We start from the raw sequence: 16,712 nt of genomic DNA on the forward strand, positions 1-16,712 counted from the left end.
ATTTGTACACTAATTATTGCCTTTAAATTGATATGGATTTTAAACTTATTCCTAAATTAAAACATACAGATTCTAACAACTTCTTTTTACTATGTGGACCATGCGCTATAGAAGGCGAAGACATGGCATTGCGTATTGCAGAAAAAGTAATTAAAATCACCAACAAACTAGAAATTCCTTACGTCTTTAAAGGCAGTTTTAAAAAAGCAAACCGCAGTAGAATTGACAGTTTTACAGGAATAGGAAATGAAAAGGCCTTAAAAATTCTTAGAAAAGTATCTGAAACTTTTGATGTACCAACAGTTACAGATATCCATGAAGCATCTGATGCTGCAATGGCTGCAGAATATGTAGATGTATTACAAATTCCAGCATTTTTAGTGAGACAAACTGATTTAGTAGTTGCAGCAGCTGAAACTGGTAAAGTGGTTAATTTGAAAAAAGGACAATTTATGAGTCCGGAAGCAATGAAACATGCCGTACAGAAAGTAAAAGATGCTGGTAACGAACAAGCATGGATTACAGATCGCGGAACTATGTTTGGTTACCAAGATATGATTGTAGATTTTAGAGGCATACCAACCATGAGAAAGTTTGCTCCTACGGTTTTAGATGTAACCCATTCACTTCAACAACCCAACCAAAGTATTGGAGTTACTGGTGGACGACCAGATATGATTGAAACTATAGCAAGAGCTGGTGTTGTTAATAATGTAGATGGTTTATTTATTGAAACTCATTTTGACCCAGCAAATGCAAAAAGTGATGGTGCTAACATGCTACATTTAGATAACTTAGAAGGTTTATTAAGTAATTTAGTTGCTATTAGAAAAACTATTAATTCATTTTAATAGCATTATTATTCATTTTATTTCACTGACGTTAGTATTTTTTTTTGCGTTGCATTATGACTCATTTTTTTAAAATCACCCTAATTATTGCATTCTCATTTTGTTTTTCATTTGTAAATGCTCAAGATCAAGAACCTACTAAATACACTGCCAACAACAAAGGTAAATTCTTTATAAGTTGGGGAGGAAATAGAGATTCATATTCTAAATCTGATATACGATTTAAAGGCGATAATTACGACTTTACAATCAGTGATGCTACTGCAAAAGATAAACCTAAAGGCTGGCATGTGGATTATATAAATCCGGCAAATATGACCATTCCTCAAACCAATTTTAAAATAGGTTATTTTCTATCTGACCATTATACTATTTCATTTGGTGTAGACCATATGAAATATGTAATGAAAAGAGATAAATACAGAACAGTAGATGGCTACATTGATTTACCTGCAGATGAATTAGGAAGTGTCTATAATGGGAATTTTGATAACGAAACACTATTAATATCTTCAAATTTCTTAAAGTTTGAACACACGGATGGACTTAATTACGTGCATACTGAAATTGCTAGATATGATGATATTTCATCTTTATTCGGAATTGGAAATACAGATATATTTCAAATAAATATTACTGAAGGATTTGGAGCAGGTGTTCTATATCCTAAAACAAACACTACACTTTTACAAAAAGAAAGATATGATGATTTTCATATTTCGGGTTATGGTTTATCAGCAAGAGTTGGTTTAAATTTTACGTTTTTTAAACACTTTTTCATTCAGCTAGACGCTAAAGGTGGCTTTATTGATATGAATGATATTAGAACTACAAGCAACACATCTGAACATGCTGAGCAAAATTTTTACTTTTTTGAGCGCGTTATTGCACTTGGTGGAATTTTTAGATTATAAGAATTAGTTCTTTTTATAAAAGCCTTTTTCTTTTAGTCCTTCAACTTCTTTTAAAATTGAAATAAAAACAGAATCATCAATATCTTTAAGTGTTTTATAACGTAGAGATTTAACCACTTTACGTTTTTCTGTTACTAAATAAGCATTCCATTTCTCAGATAAATGGGCTGAGTGCCAAAAGCCAACATCTACATAATCTTTACTTTGATTAATATAGCATATTGGTCGTTTATCAATATAATAGCATGGCAATCGCCATTTGTACAACAAAACTGCTTCTGGTAAGGTGTGTTCTATAATGACTTGCAAATGCAAATAAATAGATTTGTAAGGTTCTTGTTGTTTAAGGATGTGTGCTTCTGCCGGATTCACTTGCTTTTAAATTTTTAGTTGTGTCATTTACTCCTAACATAAACAAATGATATAAAACAACTTAACTATATAATAGAGTGACCTAGGTCATTTAATCTATTTATGATATTTAGTAAATTTATGTATTAGTAATTTCTAAATACTGAATATCATGCTTAAAATTAAAAATAGTACAACTAACACAATTTACTGGGTTTTATTGATTCTATCAATAATTATTGGTTTTGTTTTTTACGGAAGTTTTCTAGAAAATATGAGTTTACAATTTCGCATGTTATTTTCAGGTGTTCCTTTCTTATTATTTGTTACAGGTCTTTTTGGTTTGTTATGGCCAAAAATAAAACCTGAAGGTGACATAGTTTACATTAAACATGCACTATTAATAGGTCTTCTATTTTTTATTCTATTTTTTATTCATGTTTGGATTATTCTACCTACCATTTGTCCAGATTTTGGTAATTGCTTGGGTGCTTAATTGATATTATGGAATATTAGTAAGATCACATAAATGTATAGACTAAATTTAGTTAGTGTTATTCAGAATAATAATGGACAACACTAACTAAGTTTTGTTTTTTATTCTTAAAAATATCTCAATTTAAGAGTACTTTAGACATATAGACTTCTATTGTTCGATACGTGCTGATAAATGAAATTACTGCCTTCACAGGAATTTGTTACCCACATTTAGAATAACCACAACTTTTACACTTTAAACAGCCTTCTTCAAAAATTAAACCTTCTGGATCATTACAGCTTGGACATTTTTTATCTACCGCTTCTGTTCCTTCTGGCACAAAACGTTTTAAGGCTCTGGCTACACCATTTTTCCATGTATTAATATGATCGTCGTATAAATTTAAATTCTGAATTAAATCTACCACATATGGAATTGGCATTCCGTGACGTAACACACCTGAAATCAATTTTGCATAATTCCAAAACTCTTTATTAAACGATCGAGATAAGCCTTCTATTGTAATTTTATAACCTTCATTATCTATATATTGAAAATCGTAACGTGAGGAACCATCATCATTTCTACCTTTAATAACCCAACCTTTTTCTACCCATTGAGGTAGATTAAAGGCATCTTTCATTTTTCCTGTAAAAATCTCGTAAGGTCGTCCGTCTACAAAACCAATAACAGCTAGCCATTTTTCAGATTCATTATGGAAACGGACAATTTCTGCCTCTACTCTATCTGGTCTTTTCGCGACTAACGTTTCAGTGATTGTTGTTGATTCGTCTTCTGATTTATCATCTTTAGCTACTAAAATTCCACTACGAGAACCATCTCTATAAACCGTAATTCCTTTTAAGCCTTTTTGCCAAGAATCTACATAAATATCACCTACCAAATCTACAGTAACATCGGCAGCCAAGTTAATAGTTGAACTAATTGAATGTGTGGTATATTTTTGAACTAAGGCTTGCAATTCTACTCGTTTTTTCCAATCTATTTCTGGTGCTGTTGCACCTGCATAAGGACTGTCTGCAATTTCAGTTTTACCAGTTGTATTCATCCAAGTTTCAAACTTTTTGTGATACACGGTAAATTCTTCAAACGCATCACCTAAGTCATCAATAAAATCGATTTTGGTATTTTCATCATTGGTGTTTACTTTTCTTCGTCTTACGTAAGACAATAAAAATACAGGCTCAATACCAGAAGATACTTGCGCTAACATACTCAAAGAACCTGTTGGTGCAACAGTACTGATAGAAATATTTCTACGACCATGTTCCATCATTCTTTCGTAAGTTTCAGGAAATTCTTCTGCCATCATCTGTACAAATTCTGAAGTATCCTCAATGTTTCTATTAAATACCTCAAACTGACCTCTTGTAATTGCCATATCAATACTACAATCAAACTCTGCAGTCATTTTTGTTTTCATTAGCTCATCTACTACAGCTAAACCTTCATCTGTATCAATCTTAATTCCTAAGGCTGCCACTGCATCTGCTAAAGCCGTAAACCCTAATCCTGTTCGTCTTCCTTTTTTACCAGTTTCTTTTAATAATTCCCAAGTTTCCTTCTCAGTACGTTTAATTGTATCTGGCTCAGTATCTTTATTAATTTTATCTAAAATACGTTCTACAGCCTCTAATTCTAAATCTACTAAATCGTCCATTAAACGTTGTGTTTCATAAACCACTTCATAGAATTTCTTAAAATTGAATTTTGCTTTTTTAGTAAAAGGAGCTTCAACAAAACTGAATAGATTAACTGCTATCAATCGGCAACTATCACCACCTTGCATTGCTATTTCGGAACATGGATTGGTAGAACTATTTTTAAATTCTGGATATACAGAAGATGTAGAATAGTGATGTTGTCTATCCCAAAAAATTAAACCTGGTTCTGCTGTATTATGCGCACAGGTTATAATCTTATTCCAAAGGTCTTTTGCGTCTATTTCTTTGGTGTATTTTGGGTCTTTACTTTCTATTGGCCACTGTAGTGTAAATTTAGTGTCGTTAACTACAGCCTGCATAAATTCATCAGACAAACGAATAGAAATATTAGCACCTGTAATCTTAGTTAAATCTTGTTTTATGGTAATAAAATCTTCTATGTCTGGATGCTTTACATCCATCGTTAACATTAACGCACCACGTCTTCCGTTTTGTGCTACTTCTCTTGTGGTATTAGAAAAGCGATCCATAAACGACACAGCTCCTGTTGTAGAACCAGCTGCATTAGATACAAGGGCATTTTTTGGTCGTAACTCAGATAAATCTACACCAACGCCACAACGTCTTTTAAATAATTGTGCTAATTGCTCATCTGTATAACAAACGCCTCCATAAGAATCTAAAACCGATGGCACCACAATACAATTAGATAATGATGCAATAACTTGGTCATTACCTAAACCAAACATCACACTTCCTTGTGGAATTACATATTTAAAATCCTTAAAGAGATTGTAAATTTTAGTGTCGTCTAATGGTTTTCTTTTTTTTCCGTAAGCTGATAAATTATCTTTAACCGTTTCTTTTAGGTCATACTTTTGCTCAATACGACCAAATTGTTTTGCCATGCGCAAGTGCATGTCATCGGGAGATTTTTCTAGAAAATTCCCCTGTTTATCTTTTAAACAATACTTATTAATCCAAGTAGTTGCGGCAAGTTCATCGTTATTAAAATAATCTAGAGACTCTTCTAAAACTTCTTTGTAAGTGAATGATTTTGAGGGTGAAACGGCTTGACTCATAGTGGAAACAGATTTTATTTTATAAAAAGTGAACCACAAAATTAAGCTTCAGCCTACCCTAAAAGATGACTTTTGTCATACTTGTTAATAAGTGAAAAAGATTGTTAATTGAATTTTAGAAAATTCTTAAAATCCCGATTACGATAAGTGCAATTCCTATGATTGCTTTAAAAGGCATGAGTGTCGCAGATAGCTTTCTTAAACTTGTTTCTAAAGCTGGTACTTTGCTAAATACATGAGTTAATAATAGGATACCACCTAGAATACTAACAATGTTAAATAGTAGACTTCCTCTAAAAGTAAGTATGGCTAATATTACAAGTGCTCCACCAATAACAGTTTGAAAAGGCACTAATTTGCCAGCAATATTATTAAAAAAATTGCTTTCACCATCCCATTTGTCTAGTGTTGCAAGTCCTAGTAAAATACCTCCAGAAATATTAGCTATTGTTAAGAGCAATCCAATCATAGTATTATTTATTTTAATTATTAGATGCTAAATTTAGCTAAAACTCTAAAATAAATTTGTTCAATCCGATTTATTTATTTTACTTTGTATTTCAAAGTACTTTAATTATGAGCGACAAAGATTATCTAAAAGACATCAGTGAGATTAAAAATCTTATGAATAAATCATCTCGATTTATTTCTTTGAGCGGGTTATCTGGAATACTTGCAGGTATCTACGCACTCATTGGTGCCGCAATCGCCTATTATTTAGTTATCACTTATAGTAGTGGTACATTATACATATTTCATGGTTGGGTATTTTGGGCTTGCATGTTTGTTCTTATGATGATAGCAATATTAAGTGCTGTTACTGGTATTATACTTACAACAAGAAAAGCTAAAAAAACAGGTGATAAAATGTGGGACAACTCCTCTAAACGTCTATTATTAAATTTCCTTATTCCTTTAGCCGTTGGCGGAATTTATTGCATGATTATTTTAAGTCAAGGCAGATACGGACAAACAGGTGGCTTAATGCTTATTTTTTATGGTTTAGCCTTAGTTAGCGCATCAAAATATAGTATTGGAGATATTCAGTATTTAGGGTATATTCAAATTGTTTTAGGCTTAATAGCAAGTTATTATCCTGGATACGGATTTTGGCTTTGGGCTATTGGCTTTGGCATTATGCATATTATTTATGGTACTTGGATGCACTTTAAATATGATGTAAAATGAAAATAAGTTTCTCGCACAGGCACATAGTCGTAAAGAATACTGAAAATCATCAACTAACAACAAACTTTTGAGCATAATAACAAACATAAATAAACTTTTTGACCATAGAATACGGCTTGGTATTATGTCTGTTCTTATGGTAAACGAGTATGCCGATTTTAAAATGCTGAAAGAATTGTTAGGAGCAACTGATGGTAATTTGGCTAGCCACACAAAAGCATTAGAAAAAGCAGACTATATTTTGGTTGAAAAACAATTTATTGGAAGAAAACCAAACACAAGATACAGTGTAACTAAACTAGGAAAACTAGAATTTAAAAAACATATTGAAGCGCTCGAAAAATTAATTCATAAAACTTAAATGGAATACTACGTTAATAAAAACTCAATAGTCAGAGAAATCTGGGGAACAAGCGACACCATTCTTATTGTTTTTGCTGGTGCTTCTGCTGAGTTTGCCACAAACAAAGCCGTAGACTGGCTTTATTTTACCGGCAAGCTTCCGTCTGACCCTTTGGGTAGATTGTTTTCTACTGTGAATTACGCAAAAGCGATTGTGTTTTCAGAAAAAGACGCAGCCATAAAAGCAATTGACCATATTACAGCAATTCACTCTAGTGTTGAAAATAAACGCGGTGCAAAAATTCCGGAATGGGCTTACAAAGATGTATTGTTTATGTTGATAGATTATTCTATTCGTTCGTATGAACTATTAGAGCGACCATTGCAAACCGAAGAAAAACAAGAAGTACTCAATGTATTTGGAAATGTTGGCAAAAGAATGGGCATAAAAAACCTACCACTGACCTACTCTGATTTTGAAATTGCAAGGAATGAACACCTCAACCAAAATTTAAAAAACGGAGAATATACTGAAGACTTATACAAACAATATAGAAAACATTTAGGTCTTTTTAGATATCGTATGTTATTAGAGTCTCAGATACTTTTATTACCAAATACCGTTAGAGAATTACTTAAACTTAGACAAGTATCATTATTAAAACCATTGATTTCAACTTATAAAATTTTTAGAAGTTTGAAAATCGATTGGATTTTAAAAGATGTCATATTACCAACCGCATACAAACAAGATATAAAACGATTAAACATTACAACATCATAAATTAACGAAACCCAATATTTCGACTACACTAAGTATGTCGCTTTTTTTAATCATTTACTTTGAATTTCAAAGTACTTTAAAATAATTCAACTATGAAAAAATTAGCACTCTTCATTTCAGCCCTTCTATTTAGCACCTTCTTCTACGACCAATCTATTGGACTTAACCTGTTTTTATTTAGTATTCTTACGGTTGCAATTCTTTTTATTAATAATCAATCGAATTTTAAAAATAGAAAAACCTTAATCTATTCTACAGTTTATCTTATCACAGGTTTAACTATATTTTTTCATAATTCTACACTTTCAATCATTGCTAATTTGGTAGCATTTTTCACGTTGATTGGTCATCTTTCTGAAACAAAATCTTCTATTTATGTTAATTGGCTTAATGGATTGTATACAACCATTGCTGGTTTCTTTCATCGCAATTTTGCCAATAAAGAAACCAAAATAACTGTTGAAGCCCAAGAAGACAAAGAACCTATTGACTATTTTCATTGGGCGAAAATCATATTAATTCCGGCTGTAATCCTTATAGCCTTTATTGCACTTTACAAAGAAGGTAATCCTGTCTTTAGCAATATCATTGAAAAAATAGATTTTAGCTTTATTAATATAAGATGGATATTAGTTGCTGGCCTAGGTTACTATCTATTCAATAATATATATGCACCAATTGAAGTTGAACCAGCAACCGAATTAGATTTAAAAACCGAAAACAGCTTACATAAAACTGATACGTTTTCAATTCCTAAATTAAAACAAGAAAATCAACTTGGTGTTATTCTTATTTCATTATTAAATGCACTAATTGTATTGTATTTAATTACTGATGTAGCCTTCTTAACTTCAGAATTAGACTTAAGAGCTTCAGTTTTTTCCGCACAAGTTCATAATGGCATCAATGCACTAATCGCTTCTATTGTGATTGCCATAATGATTTTACTCTACGTCTTTAGAGGTAACCTCAACTTTTACGAGCAAAATAACATCTTGAAGCGTTTAGCTTATACTTGGATAATTCTTAACATCCTTCTAGTTTTCAGTATCACATTTAAAAACAGTCAGTACATCTATTATTTTGGATTGACTTACAAAAGAATTGGTGTTTTAGTCTATTTAATTCTAGCAACTATTGGTCTTGTAACAACATTACTAAAAATAGGTGCTATAAAAAACAACTGGTATTTATTTAGAGTAAATACACAAGCTGCCTTTATAATTCTTATAGTATCTAGTACTGTAAATTGGGATTATCACATTACCAATTACAACTTCAATTATGCAAAATCAATGGATTTTAACTATTTGTATAACCTCTCAAATAACAACACATTATTGTTAAATGAACAGTTAGCTTCTAAAACTTTAGATGAAGATTCTATTCAACTTATAAAAAATAAATACAACGACTACGTTTATAAATTAAGAACCAATAATTGGCAAGAATTACAGTATGATTTCTTTAAACTAAGCACAAAATAAGATGGCAACATTTATAATTTTTGTTAGTCTTATTGTTGGCGGATTTACATTTATAATTCTTAGAATTAGTATCTCTTGTATGTTTTGGTTTTCAAAAAAACCTAATGACAAATTATATGTATTTAAAACCCAGTTCCCTTATTATATGATAGTGTTAATCGGCTTAAGTTTAATAGTAATTATAAAACTCGACTTTACATACAGCTCTCTATACTATTTTTTAAGCACATATTTTCTAGCCCTTTTAATCTGGAACTACAAACTAAAACACTGTAAAAGAAAGTATAGTACAGTCAAAGAATCTATTGAACAATCTCAACCCAAATTACCATGAACAACCTATTCAAATTTATAAAACATCAGCGAAAGCAACTCATTATTTGGATGTTTGAGCATTCGCAACGTATTTATACTTCAATGTTTAAAAATCATCAACCTTGGTCTGTTTCAAAGGCAGATTTACTAACATTTCCAAAACCTTCTTTTGGCAGACATTTAGGCGAGTTTTTAAATGAAAATAATTTTGAATTAATCCCAAAAGTAGAACGACACGATTGCTACCATGTGCTTTGTGGTTACAGCACTAAAGTAGAAGACGAAATTGCATTACAATGCCTTTGTTATGGCAACGGTAAAAGGAGTCCGTATTTGTATGGCGCAATAATTCTTGGGATTGCTATCCTTCCAGATTATTATAAATATTACTATAAATCCTTTAAAACAGGAAAGACTGCAAATACGTTTCATCATTTTGATTATCAAAAATTATTAAACGTTTCCATTTCAGATTTTAGAGATGCCATTTTCACAAAAAACGAATTATTAACTCTTAAACTCATTGCAGCATGAAAAAATTAAAAATAGTAGTCACCTCATTAATCCTAATGCTTATTGGTGTTTTAGTAACCTTTCATTGGGTTGGTTATAAAACCAAAGGACTTAGTTATAATGATATAGAAAGTATACCCAAAAACAAAGTAGGACTCGTACTTGGTGCAAGCCGTTTGGCACCAAGTGGTAACATTAATCTATTCTACAAACACCGAGTTGATGCTGCTGTTGCACTTTATAATGCAGGTAAAATAGAATACATTTTAGTAAGTGGTGACAATAGCCGAAAAGACTATGATGAACCTACCGATTTTAAGAACGATTTGATTGAAAAAGGGATTCCTGCAGAGCGCATATTTTTAGATTATGCAGGTTTTAGAACATTAGATTCTATAGTTAGAGCCAAAGAAATTTTCGGACAAGATGCGATTACAATTATCTCTCAAAAATTTCATAATGAACGTGCCATTTATATCGCACAACATTTCGGAATAAACGCAATAGCTTATAATGCTAAAGATGTATTTAAAAGACCTACAAGAGAATATTTAGCACGCGCAAAAGCCAGTTTAGATTTACTTTTTAATGTAGAACCAAAATTCTTGGGTGACAAAATCGCCATCAAATAATTTAAAAAAATAAACCTCATGAAACTACAATTCAATAAATATTATTTAGGGCTAGCCCACTTTCTTTTCCTTGTAGAATTAGCAATTGCTTTCACGTTAAAAACCGGATTTATACGTCACACATTTGGTGATTACCTTGTGGTTATTTTATTATATGCAATTATCAGAGGATGCACTAACATGAGTGTTTGGGCCTCTAGTTTAGTCGTCCTCTTAATTGCTTTTGCCATAGAATTTCTTCAACTCACGCCTTTCTTAACCTACTTTAATTTACAACATAGTTACACGGCAAAACTCATATTTGGTAGTACTTTTCAGTTTACAGATTTAGTGGCTTACACCTTAGGTATTGTGACTGTGATGTTGATTGAAAAATCAATTTTAAGATATAATTCCATTCAAAATATTACACTATGAGCATCATAAAAAAAGTTATTCAAACTCAATTCAAAACTTTATCACTTATTAGTGTTGCCTTAGTATTTAGTGTTGTTTCACTCATGGTTAGAATAAAACTAAACAAGTCTTTTTTCTTTTTGTTTTTAATATGGAATGTCTTCTTAGCCATTATACCTTATGCTGTAACCATGTATCTCAGCACAAAGCAAAATTTAAGCAAATTAACACTTGGTATAGGCTTTTTAGTTTGGTTAGCTTTCTTACCCAACGCACCATATATTGTAACCGACCTTATTCATATTAGAGTGGGAAATGATTCCTTAATTTGGCTCGATGTTTTAGTGGTTTTATCGTTTGCTTTGAGTGGATTATTCTTATTTTATTTATCTATAATAGATATGCAACGTCTCATTAAATTAAATTTTGAAAAGCTTCCTTTAAAAGCCATAACAACGGTAATTCTATTTTTATGCGGATTTGGAGTCTATTTGGGACGTTTTTTAAGATACAATTCTTGGGAAATTATTAGTGAACCACAATTACTCTTCAAGGATATTGTAAATATCTTCATTGCCCCTTTTCAACATTATGAAGCATGGTTATTTACCATAGGATTTGGTATGTTTTTAGTGGTTGGCTTTTGGTTGTTTAGAAATTTGAATACATTAGAAAGCAATTAAGAGTAAATAATTCTTAGCCGCACTATAACTGGCAACTTTTACAAAATTAAAATTCTTACAAATGAAACATTTCACTTTAATTTTTGCTTTTGCATTATCGATAATAAGTTGTGAGGACAAATCAAAACCAATAAGTCTTGACGACACTATTGAAACTACAGTAGAAAAAGATAGAACAAAAATTGAAATTGCAGATTTACCTATTGTGATTGGTAGTACTGATTATTTAATTCATCCTATTGGCTATATTACAGAGTATAGCTCTAGATTCACAAGTTATTCAGGTAACAGAAGTAGCACCTATTATTCTAATTATAATAATTTCTCTATTAAAGGCGAATTTAGTAATCTTAAATTTCAGCAACTTAATTCAGAAAAAATGACGTCTTTAACTGATAAGATTGTAGAAATTACTTCGGTTAGATTTCTTGATGACATAAGACAACAAACAGGGTTACAATATATGGTTTAAACCATAAGAGATGAAGATACTAATAAGAATTCAAAAATAGATTCTAATGATGTTGAAGCACTCTACAGCAGTACAATTGATGGTGAAAATTAAAAAAAGCTAACACCAGGTTTAGCCAAAATCGCCTATTGGAAAGTTATACCAGAATTGAACAGGTTATACTATAAAAGTATTTGTGACACCAATAAAAATGGTGAATTTGACAAACTAGACAATATTAATTATCAATACGTAAACTTAATAGATAAAAGTCTAAGTATAATTACATATAAACCACTTTAAACTTACTAAGACGCTCTATTTTTATCTTGAATTTTCCTAACTATTTTACGGGTTCTATTGCGTGTTAAGATTCTTGGTAATACCGATAAGAACTTATTAATTGTACCTGGTATTGCAACAACTTTTCCTTTTAGCATGGCATTATAACCATAACGTGCCACTTCTTTTGGGCAAGCCATATTAAAAGCTATCTTATTTTCTGCAGCATCTTCTGAGACCACACTTTGAAATGACGTTTTTGTTGGTCCTGGACATAAGGCAGTTACCGTTACTCCTGTTCCTTTTAATTCGTTTGAAATCGCTTCTGAAAAAGATAAAATATAACCTTTTGAAGCATAATATAATGCCATTAATGGACCAGGTTGAAATGCTGCTAATGATGATAAATTAAGAATTTTACCAGAACCACGTTTTACCATATCTGGCAAAAGGAGTTTTAATAAATGAGTCGTAGTTAAAATATGTAGATTTAACATTTGCGAATCGCGCTCCCAATCAGAATCACAAAAATTACCAAACATACCAAAACCTGCATTGTTTATAATTACATCTATTTTAGCATTATTAAGATTAGCATAAATATCTTGAGCTATATTTTCTAAGCTTAAATCTTTTACCATTAAGGTAATATTTGTTTGGTAATCTTTTAAAATGTTACGTTCTGCTTCATCTAACCTTTCTGCATCAATATCTATTAGAATTAGATTATAGTTATCTTTAGCTAATAGCAAAGCTAACTCAAAACCTAAGCCAGAAGCGGCACCTGTAACTAGAGCTGTTTTTGTTTTATTATTTTCCATCAATATAATCCTGCAAATAAGAAAATCGTTTCGTTAATTTTCCGTTTTCTGTAATCTTAGCACGTTTTAAAACTTCATTTTCATCATTATTAAAAAATGCAGGAATGACGTGTTGCAAAAACGTTTCTCCAAATCCTTCACTGGCATCTTTTGGCAATTCGCATGGTAAATTATCTACAGCCATTACGGTAATAGCATTTTTTGCATTAAAGGCGACTTCCTTTTCTGTTTTGGCATCGTAGCCATAAAATGGGTCTGCAATGGTAGACGGTCTAATGGTACTTGCTACAGGTCCATCAATATCGCAAGAAATATCTGCCACCAAATTAATTCTAAAATCAGGATGCTTGGCATCTTCTCTTGTAAATAAATATGGTGCATTATTGCCATAAAAATGTCCAGCAATAAAATAATCCGTTTCTTTAGCGTAAGGCATAAAATTACTTTGGTAACCTGATGGGTCATTATAAAATTTAAACTTATCGCCTACTTTGCCATCTTTTCGTTTTGCATATTCCATAACATCTGCCATAACGTAAACTGGTTCTGTAAACTGGCTTGTTAAGTATAACGCATCACTTATTTGTTTAATGCCTAAATGGTCTAAAATTTCTTTTGCACCATGAGCTACTTTACCGGTTCCGGTAAGTAAAATTTTAATATTTGGTATTGTAATCTTATCTAATTGGGCCTTTACAGCATCTAAATCTGCTAAGGTTTCTACTTTTGGTAAGGTGAACAAATTATCTCGTAACCCTAAAACTCTAAAACCATTGTAAGCACCTACTAAACCTGCATAACGACCAAAACCTATAAGCCTTGCGTTACTTTTTTTAACGATAGTCTCATGGTCAAACATTTCTATATTTTTCTCTAGCATAGCTACTAAAAGCTTTCTGTTGTAAGGTTGCTTTTTAATAGTGTGAGAAAAGTAGAAGTATTTTTTATTTGGAATTAAATTCTCGATAGGCACTTCTTTTACACCAATCATTACATCTGCATGAGATACATCGTTGAGAACTTTAAATCCTAATTTGGCATAAGCTTCATCAGAAAAAATCCTTATATCCGAAGATTCTACAATAAATATTGCCTCGGGAAACTGAGTTCTTGCTTCTGCTAAATGTTCTGGAGAAAAAACCACACGTCTGTCTGGTGGATTTTTACGTTCTTTTATGATGGCGAATGTCATGCTAATTAGTGTTTAAGAAACTGACAACGAATGTCAGAATTTAATTTGGAATAATTTTTGCACTAAAGTAAAAGGATTTATGAGGTTGCACAACTTTTTTTGTAAGTTTGCAATCTGCGTTAAGGATTGAGCAATCTGTTTGAGCTCTTTTTTGATTTTTCTTCAAAAAAAGCGAGTTGCGAAAGCCTGACTCTATGGAGCTTATGCGAAGTAGAGAAACGCCCAACTAATTATTATCATTTAAAAATGGGGTCGACTGGTTTTGACAGCGAGATTAAGTAAATGGTAAGCACGTGGTGTAATGGCATTGAAACACCTAAAAGGCTAGACCAAATTTTAAACGGCGAGAATAACTACGCTTTAGCTGCATAATCTGAATTATAGTAAGATTTGTGCTCATTTCTACTAGGTAGGAAGGCTAAATGTCTCCAGAAAGCCTTGGTTAGTGGCGTTCTTTTTTGAGACATCGTAAAAATTGACTAAGATTAGGTAGAGCTTTGATGCCTTTTCGAGATTAAGAAGCTAAGTTGTAAGTGGGTTGTCTTTAACCAGCTTACAATCGAAAACCTAAGAAAAGAATAAACGTGTAGAAAGCCCTTTGGTTACTTGTTTGGACGAGAGTTCGATTCTCTCCGACTCCACAATTAAACATTAAGCCTTGCAAATAATTAATTTGCAAGGCTTTTCTTTGGGGTTATGCGACGTTGTATTTTGGGTGAATTTCTCATAATAAAAATGTTCGTATTTTGAATATCAAAAATGTCTTAAATTTTAATTATTCAGAAAATTATATACATTATACGCATATCAATAACTTATTGAAAATAAGACTCCTATTGCGATACAGCATTAAATTATTTTTATTACATTTGATGGAGCACTTGCGTATATATAAGTGTTGTGTGTAATGTAAACCAATCATTCGCGGAGAATGAAATAAAATTAAAAAGAACCTTGTTTCCTCTGAACATAAAATATAAACGAGTATTAAATTCAGAATCTGAAAGTAGACAAATCTTTGACGAAATTGAAAAAGAATTGATACGATTGAAAATTGACAGAATACATCGTTCTGATTTGAAAATTGAATTTGAAAATTCTTTTTTTAACGGACAAGGAAGATGGCATTTAATGGCTCCTATAGATAAAGGATATTTAAAATTAGATGGTAATCTGAAAAAAATTGAATATTCTTTTTCTGTAGTCAGAATGTTTTATATTACTTCTGTAATGGCTCTGTTTTTCGGATTAATATCTCAGAGTTATTGGATTGGAATAGTTTTCTTTTTGTGGCTTTTCGGAATGAATTGGATTATAGCATTAATAAGACAAAATCAATTTGCGAATAAATTAAAAAGAATGCTGAATGAAAAAAACACTACACACAACAATGTATAACCGCAATTACGGCGGATTCGACTACGTCCGAATCCACTCGGAATTGCTAAAGTCAGTGCCAAACCGAAAATAATCACTAATTTAACCCGTAACTGCGGTTATACGAACCGTTACCTGTAAGCCAAGAACAATAATTAGAATCAAAATAAATGATAGAAAAAAACATAGGATTTATTAAACAAATAATTGAAGAAGGTATTCCAGTTCATAAATTTTTAGGACTAAAATTATTGGAACTTGAAAAAGGGTTTGTAAAAGTTAAAGTTCCCTTTAGAGATGAAATTGTTGGAGATATGAGAACAAACAGGTGGCACGGAGGAATTATTGCTACAATAATGGACTCTGTTGGTGGTATTGCAGGAAGCACTCACTTTACGTCATTGGAAGATAAATTAGTAACTATTGATTTAAGAATAGATTATTTAAAAGGTGCTGAAGCATCTGAAATAATTGTGGAAGGTAAAATAGTTAGGTTAGGTAATAGAATACTTGTAACGAAAATGAAAGCCTTTCAGAATGATGAATTAATTGCAGAAGGAAAAGGCGTATATAATTTCATACGAATTAACAAATCAACGGAAAAATAGGAACTGAAACAAAATAGCCTACAGGTAACAAAGTGTAAAAATAATAAGGGTTTTAGTGCTTATCCCAAAGTGAAGTGCATTTTACAAAGTCCGCAAAATTTACAATTTTGCATGTCTATTAATTAAAGAAAAAATTGCAAATTTGGCTAAGTGATAAATTGAAAGTTCAGTCCTTCGAAATCCCTTACTATTCTTACACAAACCGTTGGCTTCAATAACTCAGCGTAACCAAAACTGGAATTTTAAGCCATCAAAACCTTAACCTAAAGCCGAACAGTTC

At 31.5% G+C, this 16,712-nt stretch carries 19 protein-coding genes and 1 other RNA gene; 15 read left to right on the plus strand and 5 right to left on the minus strand.

What is annotated here, in order from left to right; all coding sequences use genetic code 11:
• Positions 1–32: 32 nt before the first annotated feature.
• Together kdsA and Q0807_RS17665 are read left to right on the plus strand one after the other, a co-directional pair.
• On the plus strand, positions 33–851 hold the full coding sequence (gene kdsA, locus Q0807_RS17660; protein ID WP_299112338.1) for a 3-deoxy-8-phosphooctulonate synthase: 819 nt from the start codon (positions 33–35) through the stop codon (positions 849–851).
• Between the two features lie 56 nt (positions 852–907).
• Positions 908–1,765 carry a hypothetical protein gene (locus tag Q0807_RS17665; RefSeq protein WP_299112340.1) on the plus strand — a complete coding sequence of 286 codons (858 nt, stop codon included), beginning with the start codon at positions 908–910 and terminating at the stop codon, positions 1,763–1,765.
• Between the two features lie 3 nt (positions 1,766–1,768).
• Here Q0807_RS17665 and Q0807_RS17670 read toward each other — a convergent pair whose 3' ends face one another.
• The gene (locus Q0807_RS17670) at positions 1,769–2,137 is read right to left on the minus strand and encodes a DUF1801 domain-containing protein (protein ID WP_299112342.1); all 369 of its coding nucleotides are present in this window, start codon (positions 2,135–2,137) and stop codon (positions 1,769–1,771) included.
• A gap of 151 nt (positions 2,138–2,288) precedes the next feature.
• On the opposite strand from Q0807_RS17670, the gene Q0807_RS17675 reads away from it, so the two are divergent.
• Complete coding sequence (locus Q0807_RS17675; protein ID WP_299112344.1) at positions 2,289–2,612, plus strand: hypothetical protein; 324 nt, start codon at positions 2,289–2,291, stop codon at positions 2,610–2,612.
• A gap of 202 nt (positions 2,613–2,814) precedes the next feature.
• Here Q0807_RS17675 and Q0807_RS17680 read toward each other — a convergent pair whose 3' ends face one another.
• Positions 2,815–5,361 carry an adenosylcobalamin-dependent ribonucleoside-diphosphate reductase gene (locus tag Q0807_RS17680; RefSeq protein WP_299112346.1) on the minus strand — a complete coding sequence of 849 codons (2,547 nt, stop codon included), beginning with the start codon at positions 5,359–5,361 and terminating at the stop codon, positions 2,815–2,817.
• 115 nt (positions 5,362–5,476) lie between these two features.
• Positions 5,477–5,830 (minus strand): hypothetical protein, encoded by a 354-nt coding sequence (locus Q0807_RS17685; protein ID WP_299112347.1) that lies wholly within the window; start codon positions 5,828–5,830, stop codon positions 5,477–5,479.
• Between the two features lie 107 nt (positions 5,831–5,937).
• Between Q0807_RS17685 and Q0807_RS17690 the strand changes: the two genes are divergently transcribed.
• The 9 genes from Q0807_RS17690 to Q0807_RS17730 all read left to right on the plus strand — a co-directional run bounded on the left by Q0807_RS17690 (position 5,938) and on the right by Q0807_RS17730 (position 12,173).
• The gene (locus tag Q0807_RS17690; RefSeq protein ID WP_299112349.1) at positions 5,938–6,549 is read left to right on the plus strand and encodes a hypothetical protein; all 612 of its coding nucleotides are present in this window, start codon (positions 5,938–5,940) and stop codon (positions 6,547–6,549) included.
• 67 nt (positions 6,550–6,616) lie between these two features.
• A complete protein-coding gene (locus Q0807_RS17695; protein WP_299112351.1) occupies positions 6,617–6,910 on the plus strand; it encodes a transcriptional regulator in 294 nt (97 codons plus the stop codon).
• Positions 6,911–7,675 (plus strand): oxygenase MpaB family protein, encoded by a 765-nt coding sequence (locus Q0807_RS17700; protein ID WP_299112353.1) that lies wholly within the window; start codon positions 6,911–6,913, stop codon positions 7,673–7,675. It begins immediately after the preceding gene.
• 92 nt (positions 7,676–7,767) lie between these two features.
• On the plus strand, positions 7,768–9,162 hold the full coding sequence (locus Q0807_RS17705) for a DUF4173 domain-containing protein (RefSeq protein WP_299112355.1): 1,395 nt from the start codon (positions 7,768–7,770) through the stop codon (positions 9,160–9,162).
• A gap of 330 nt (positions 9,163–9,492) precedes the next feature.
• A complete protein-coding gene (locus Q0807_RS17710) occupies positions 9,493–10,011 on the plus strand; it encodes a Coq4 family protein (protein WP_299112357.1) in 519 nt (172 codons plus the stop codon).
• Positions 10,008–10,622 carry an ElyC/SanA/YdcF family protein gene (locus tag Q0807_RS17715; protein WP_299112359.1) on the plus strand — a complete coding sequence of 205 codons (615 nt, stop codon included), beginning with the start codon at positions 10,008–10,010 and terminating at the stop codon, positions 10,620–10,622. Before Q0807_RS17710 ends, Q0807_RS17715 begins: the two co-directional genes overlap by 4 nt.
• A gap of 18 nt (positions 10,623–10,640) precedes the next feature.
• The gene (locus Q0807_RS17720; protein ID WP_299112361.1) at positions 10,641–11,039 is read left to right on the plus strand and encodes a DUF2809 domain-containing protein; all 399 of its coding nucleotides are present in this window, start codon (positions 10,641–10,643) and stop codon (positions 11,037–11,039) included.
• Positions 11,036–11,701, plus strand: coding sequence for a DUF1361 domain-containing protein (locus Q0807_RS17725; RefSeq protein ID WP_299112363.1), 666 nt, complete (start codon positions 11,036–11,038; stop codon positions 11,699–11,701). Before Q0807_RS17720 ends, Q0807_RS17725 begins: the two co-directional genes overlap by 4 nt.
• Before the next feature lie 61 nt (positions 11,702–11,762).
• Entirely contained in the window at positions 11,763–12,173 is a 411-nt protein-coding gene (locus Q0807_RS17730; protein WP_299112365.1) for a hypothetical protein, read from the plus strand.
• A 287-nt stretch (positions 12,174–12,460) separates the two neighbouring features.
• Here the strand turns inward: Q0807_RS17730 and Q0807_RS17735 are convergent, their stop codons facing one another.
• On the minus strand, positions 12,461–13,255 hold the full coding sequence (locus tag Q0807_RS17735) for an SDR family oxidoreductase (RefSeq protein WP_299112367.1): 795 nt from the start codon (positions 13,253–13,255) through the stop codon (positions 12,461–12,463).
• Positions 13,245–14,447, minus strand: a complete 1,203-nt coding sequence (locus Q0807_RS17740; RefSeq protein WP_299112369.1) for an NAD(P)-dependent oxidoreductase — start codon at positions 14,445–14,447, stop codon at positions 13,245–13,247. Before Q0807_RS17740 ends, Q0807_RS17735 begins: the two co-directional genes overlap by 11 nt.
• 248 nt (positions 14,448–14,695) lie before the next feature.
• Here Q0807_RS17740 and ssrA point away from each other — a divergent pair.
• The 3 genes from ssrA to Q0807_RS17755 all read left to right on the plus strand — a co-directional run bounded on the left by ssrA (position 14,696) and on the right by Q0807_RS17755 (position 16,432).
• Positions 14,696–15,091, plus strand: a transfer-messenger RNA (tmRNA) gene (ssrA, locus tag Q0807_RS17745).
• Positions 15,092–15,401: 310 nt separating this feature from the next.
• Positions 15,402–15,845 (plus strand): hypothetical protein, encoded by a 444-nt coding sequence (locus Q0807_RS17750; protein ID WP_299112371.1) that lies wholly within the window; start codon positions 15,402–15,404, stop codon positions 15,843–15,845.
• Positions 15,846–15,994: 149 nt separating this feature from the next.
• Positions 15,995–16,432: a PaaI family thioesterase gene (locus Q0807_RS17755; protein ID WP_028284032.1), complete on the plus strand. Its 438-nt coding sequence runs from the start codon at positions 15,995–15,997 to the stop codon at positions 16,430–16,432.
• The last annotated feature ends 280 nt before the right edge of the window (positions 16,433–16,712 follow it).

Origin of the sequence: uncultured Winogradskyella sp. (assembly GCF_947495255.1) — a bacterium.
GTDB lineage: Bacteria > Bacteroidota > Bacteroidia > Flavobacteriales > Flavobacteriaceae > Winogradskyella.

Bases quoted from the DNA above. Each gene is read 5' to 3' on its own strand.
- Q0807_RS17700 (WP_299112353.1), top strand. From the start codon at position 6,911: ATGGAATACTACGTTAATAAAAACTCAATAGTCAGAGAAATCTGGGGA.
- Q0807_RS17740 (WP_299112369.1), bottom strand. From the start codon at position 14,447: ATGACATTCGCCATCATAAAAGAACGTAAAAATCCACCAGACAGACGT.
- Q0807_RS17730 (WP_299112365.1), top strand. From the start codon at position 11,763: ATGAAACATTTCACTTTAATTTTTGCTTTTGCATTATCGATAATAAGT.
- Q0807_RS17685 (WP_299112347.1), bottom strand. From the start codon at position 5,830: ATGATTGGATTGCTCTTAACAATAGCTAATATTTCTGGAGGTATTTTA.
- Q0807_RS17705 (WP_299112355.1), top strand. From the start codon at position 7,768: ATGAAAAAATTAGCACTCTTCATTTCAGCCCTTCTATTTAGCACCTTC.
- Q0807_RS17755 (WP_028284032.1), top strand. From the start codon at position 15,995: ATGATAGAAAAAAACATAGGATTTATTAAACAAATAATTGAAGAAGGT.
- kdsA (WP_299112338.1), top strand. From the start codon at position 33: ATGGATTTTAAACTTATTCCTAAATTAAAACATACAGATTCTAACAAC.
- Q0807_RS17710 (WP_299112357.1), top strand. From the start codon at position 9,493: ATGAACAACCTATTCAAATTTATAAAACATCAGCGAAAGCAACTCATT.
- Q0807_RS17690 (WP_299112349.1), top strand. From the start codon at position 5,938: ATGAGCGACAAAGATTATCTAAAAGACATCAGTGAGATTAAAAATCTT.
- Q0807_RS17735 (WP_299112367.1), bottom strand. From the start codon at position 13,255: ATGGAAAATAATAAAACAAAAACAGCTCTAGTTACAGGTGCCGCTTCT.
- Q0807_RS17725 (WP_299112363.1), top strand. From the start codon at position 11,036: ATGAGCATCATAAAAAAAGTTATTCAAACTCAATTCAAAACTTTATCA.
- Q0807_RS17675 (WP_299112344.1), top strand. From the start codon at position 2,289: ATGCTTAAAATTAAAAATAGTACAACTAACACAATTTACTGGGTTTTA.
- Q0807_RS17665 (WP_299112340.1), top strand. From the start codon at position 908: ATGACTCATTTTTTTAAAATCACCCTAATTATTGCATTCTCATTTTGT.
- Q0807_RS17715 (WP_299112359.1), top strand. From the start codon at position 10,008: ATGAAAAAATTAAAAATAGTAGTCACCTCATTAATCCTAATGCTTATT.
- Q0807_RS17720 (WP_299112361.1), top strand. From the start codon at position 10,641: ATGAAACTACAATTCAATAAATATTATTTAGGGCTAGCCCACTTTCTT.
- Q0807_RS17680 (WP_299112346.1), bottom strand. From the start codon at position 5,361: ATGAGTCAAGCCGTTTCACCCTCAAAATCATTCACTTACAAAGAAGTT.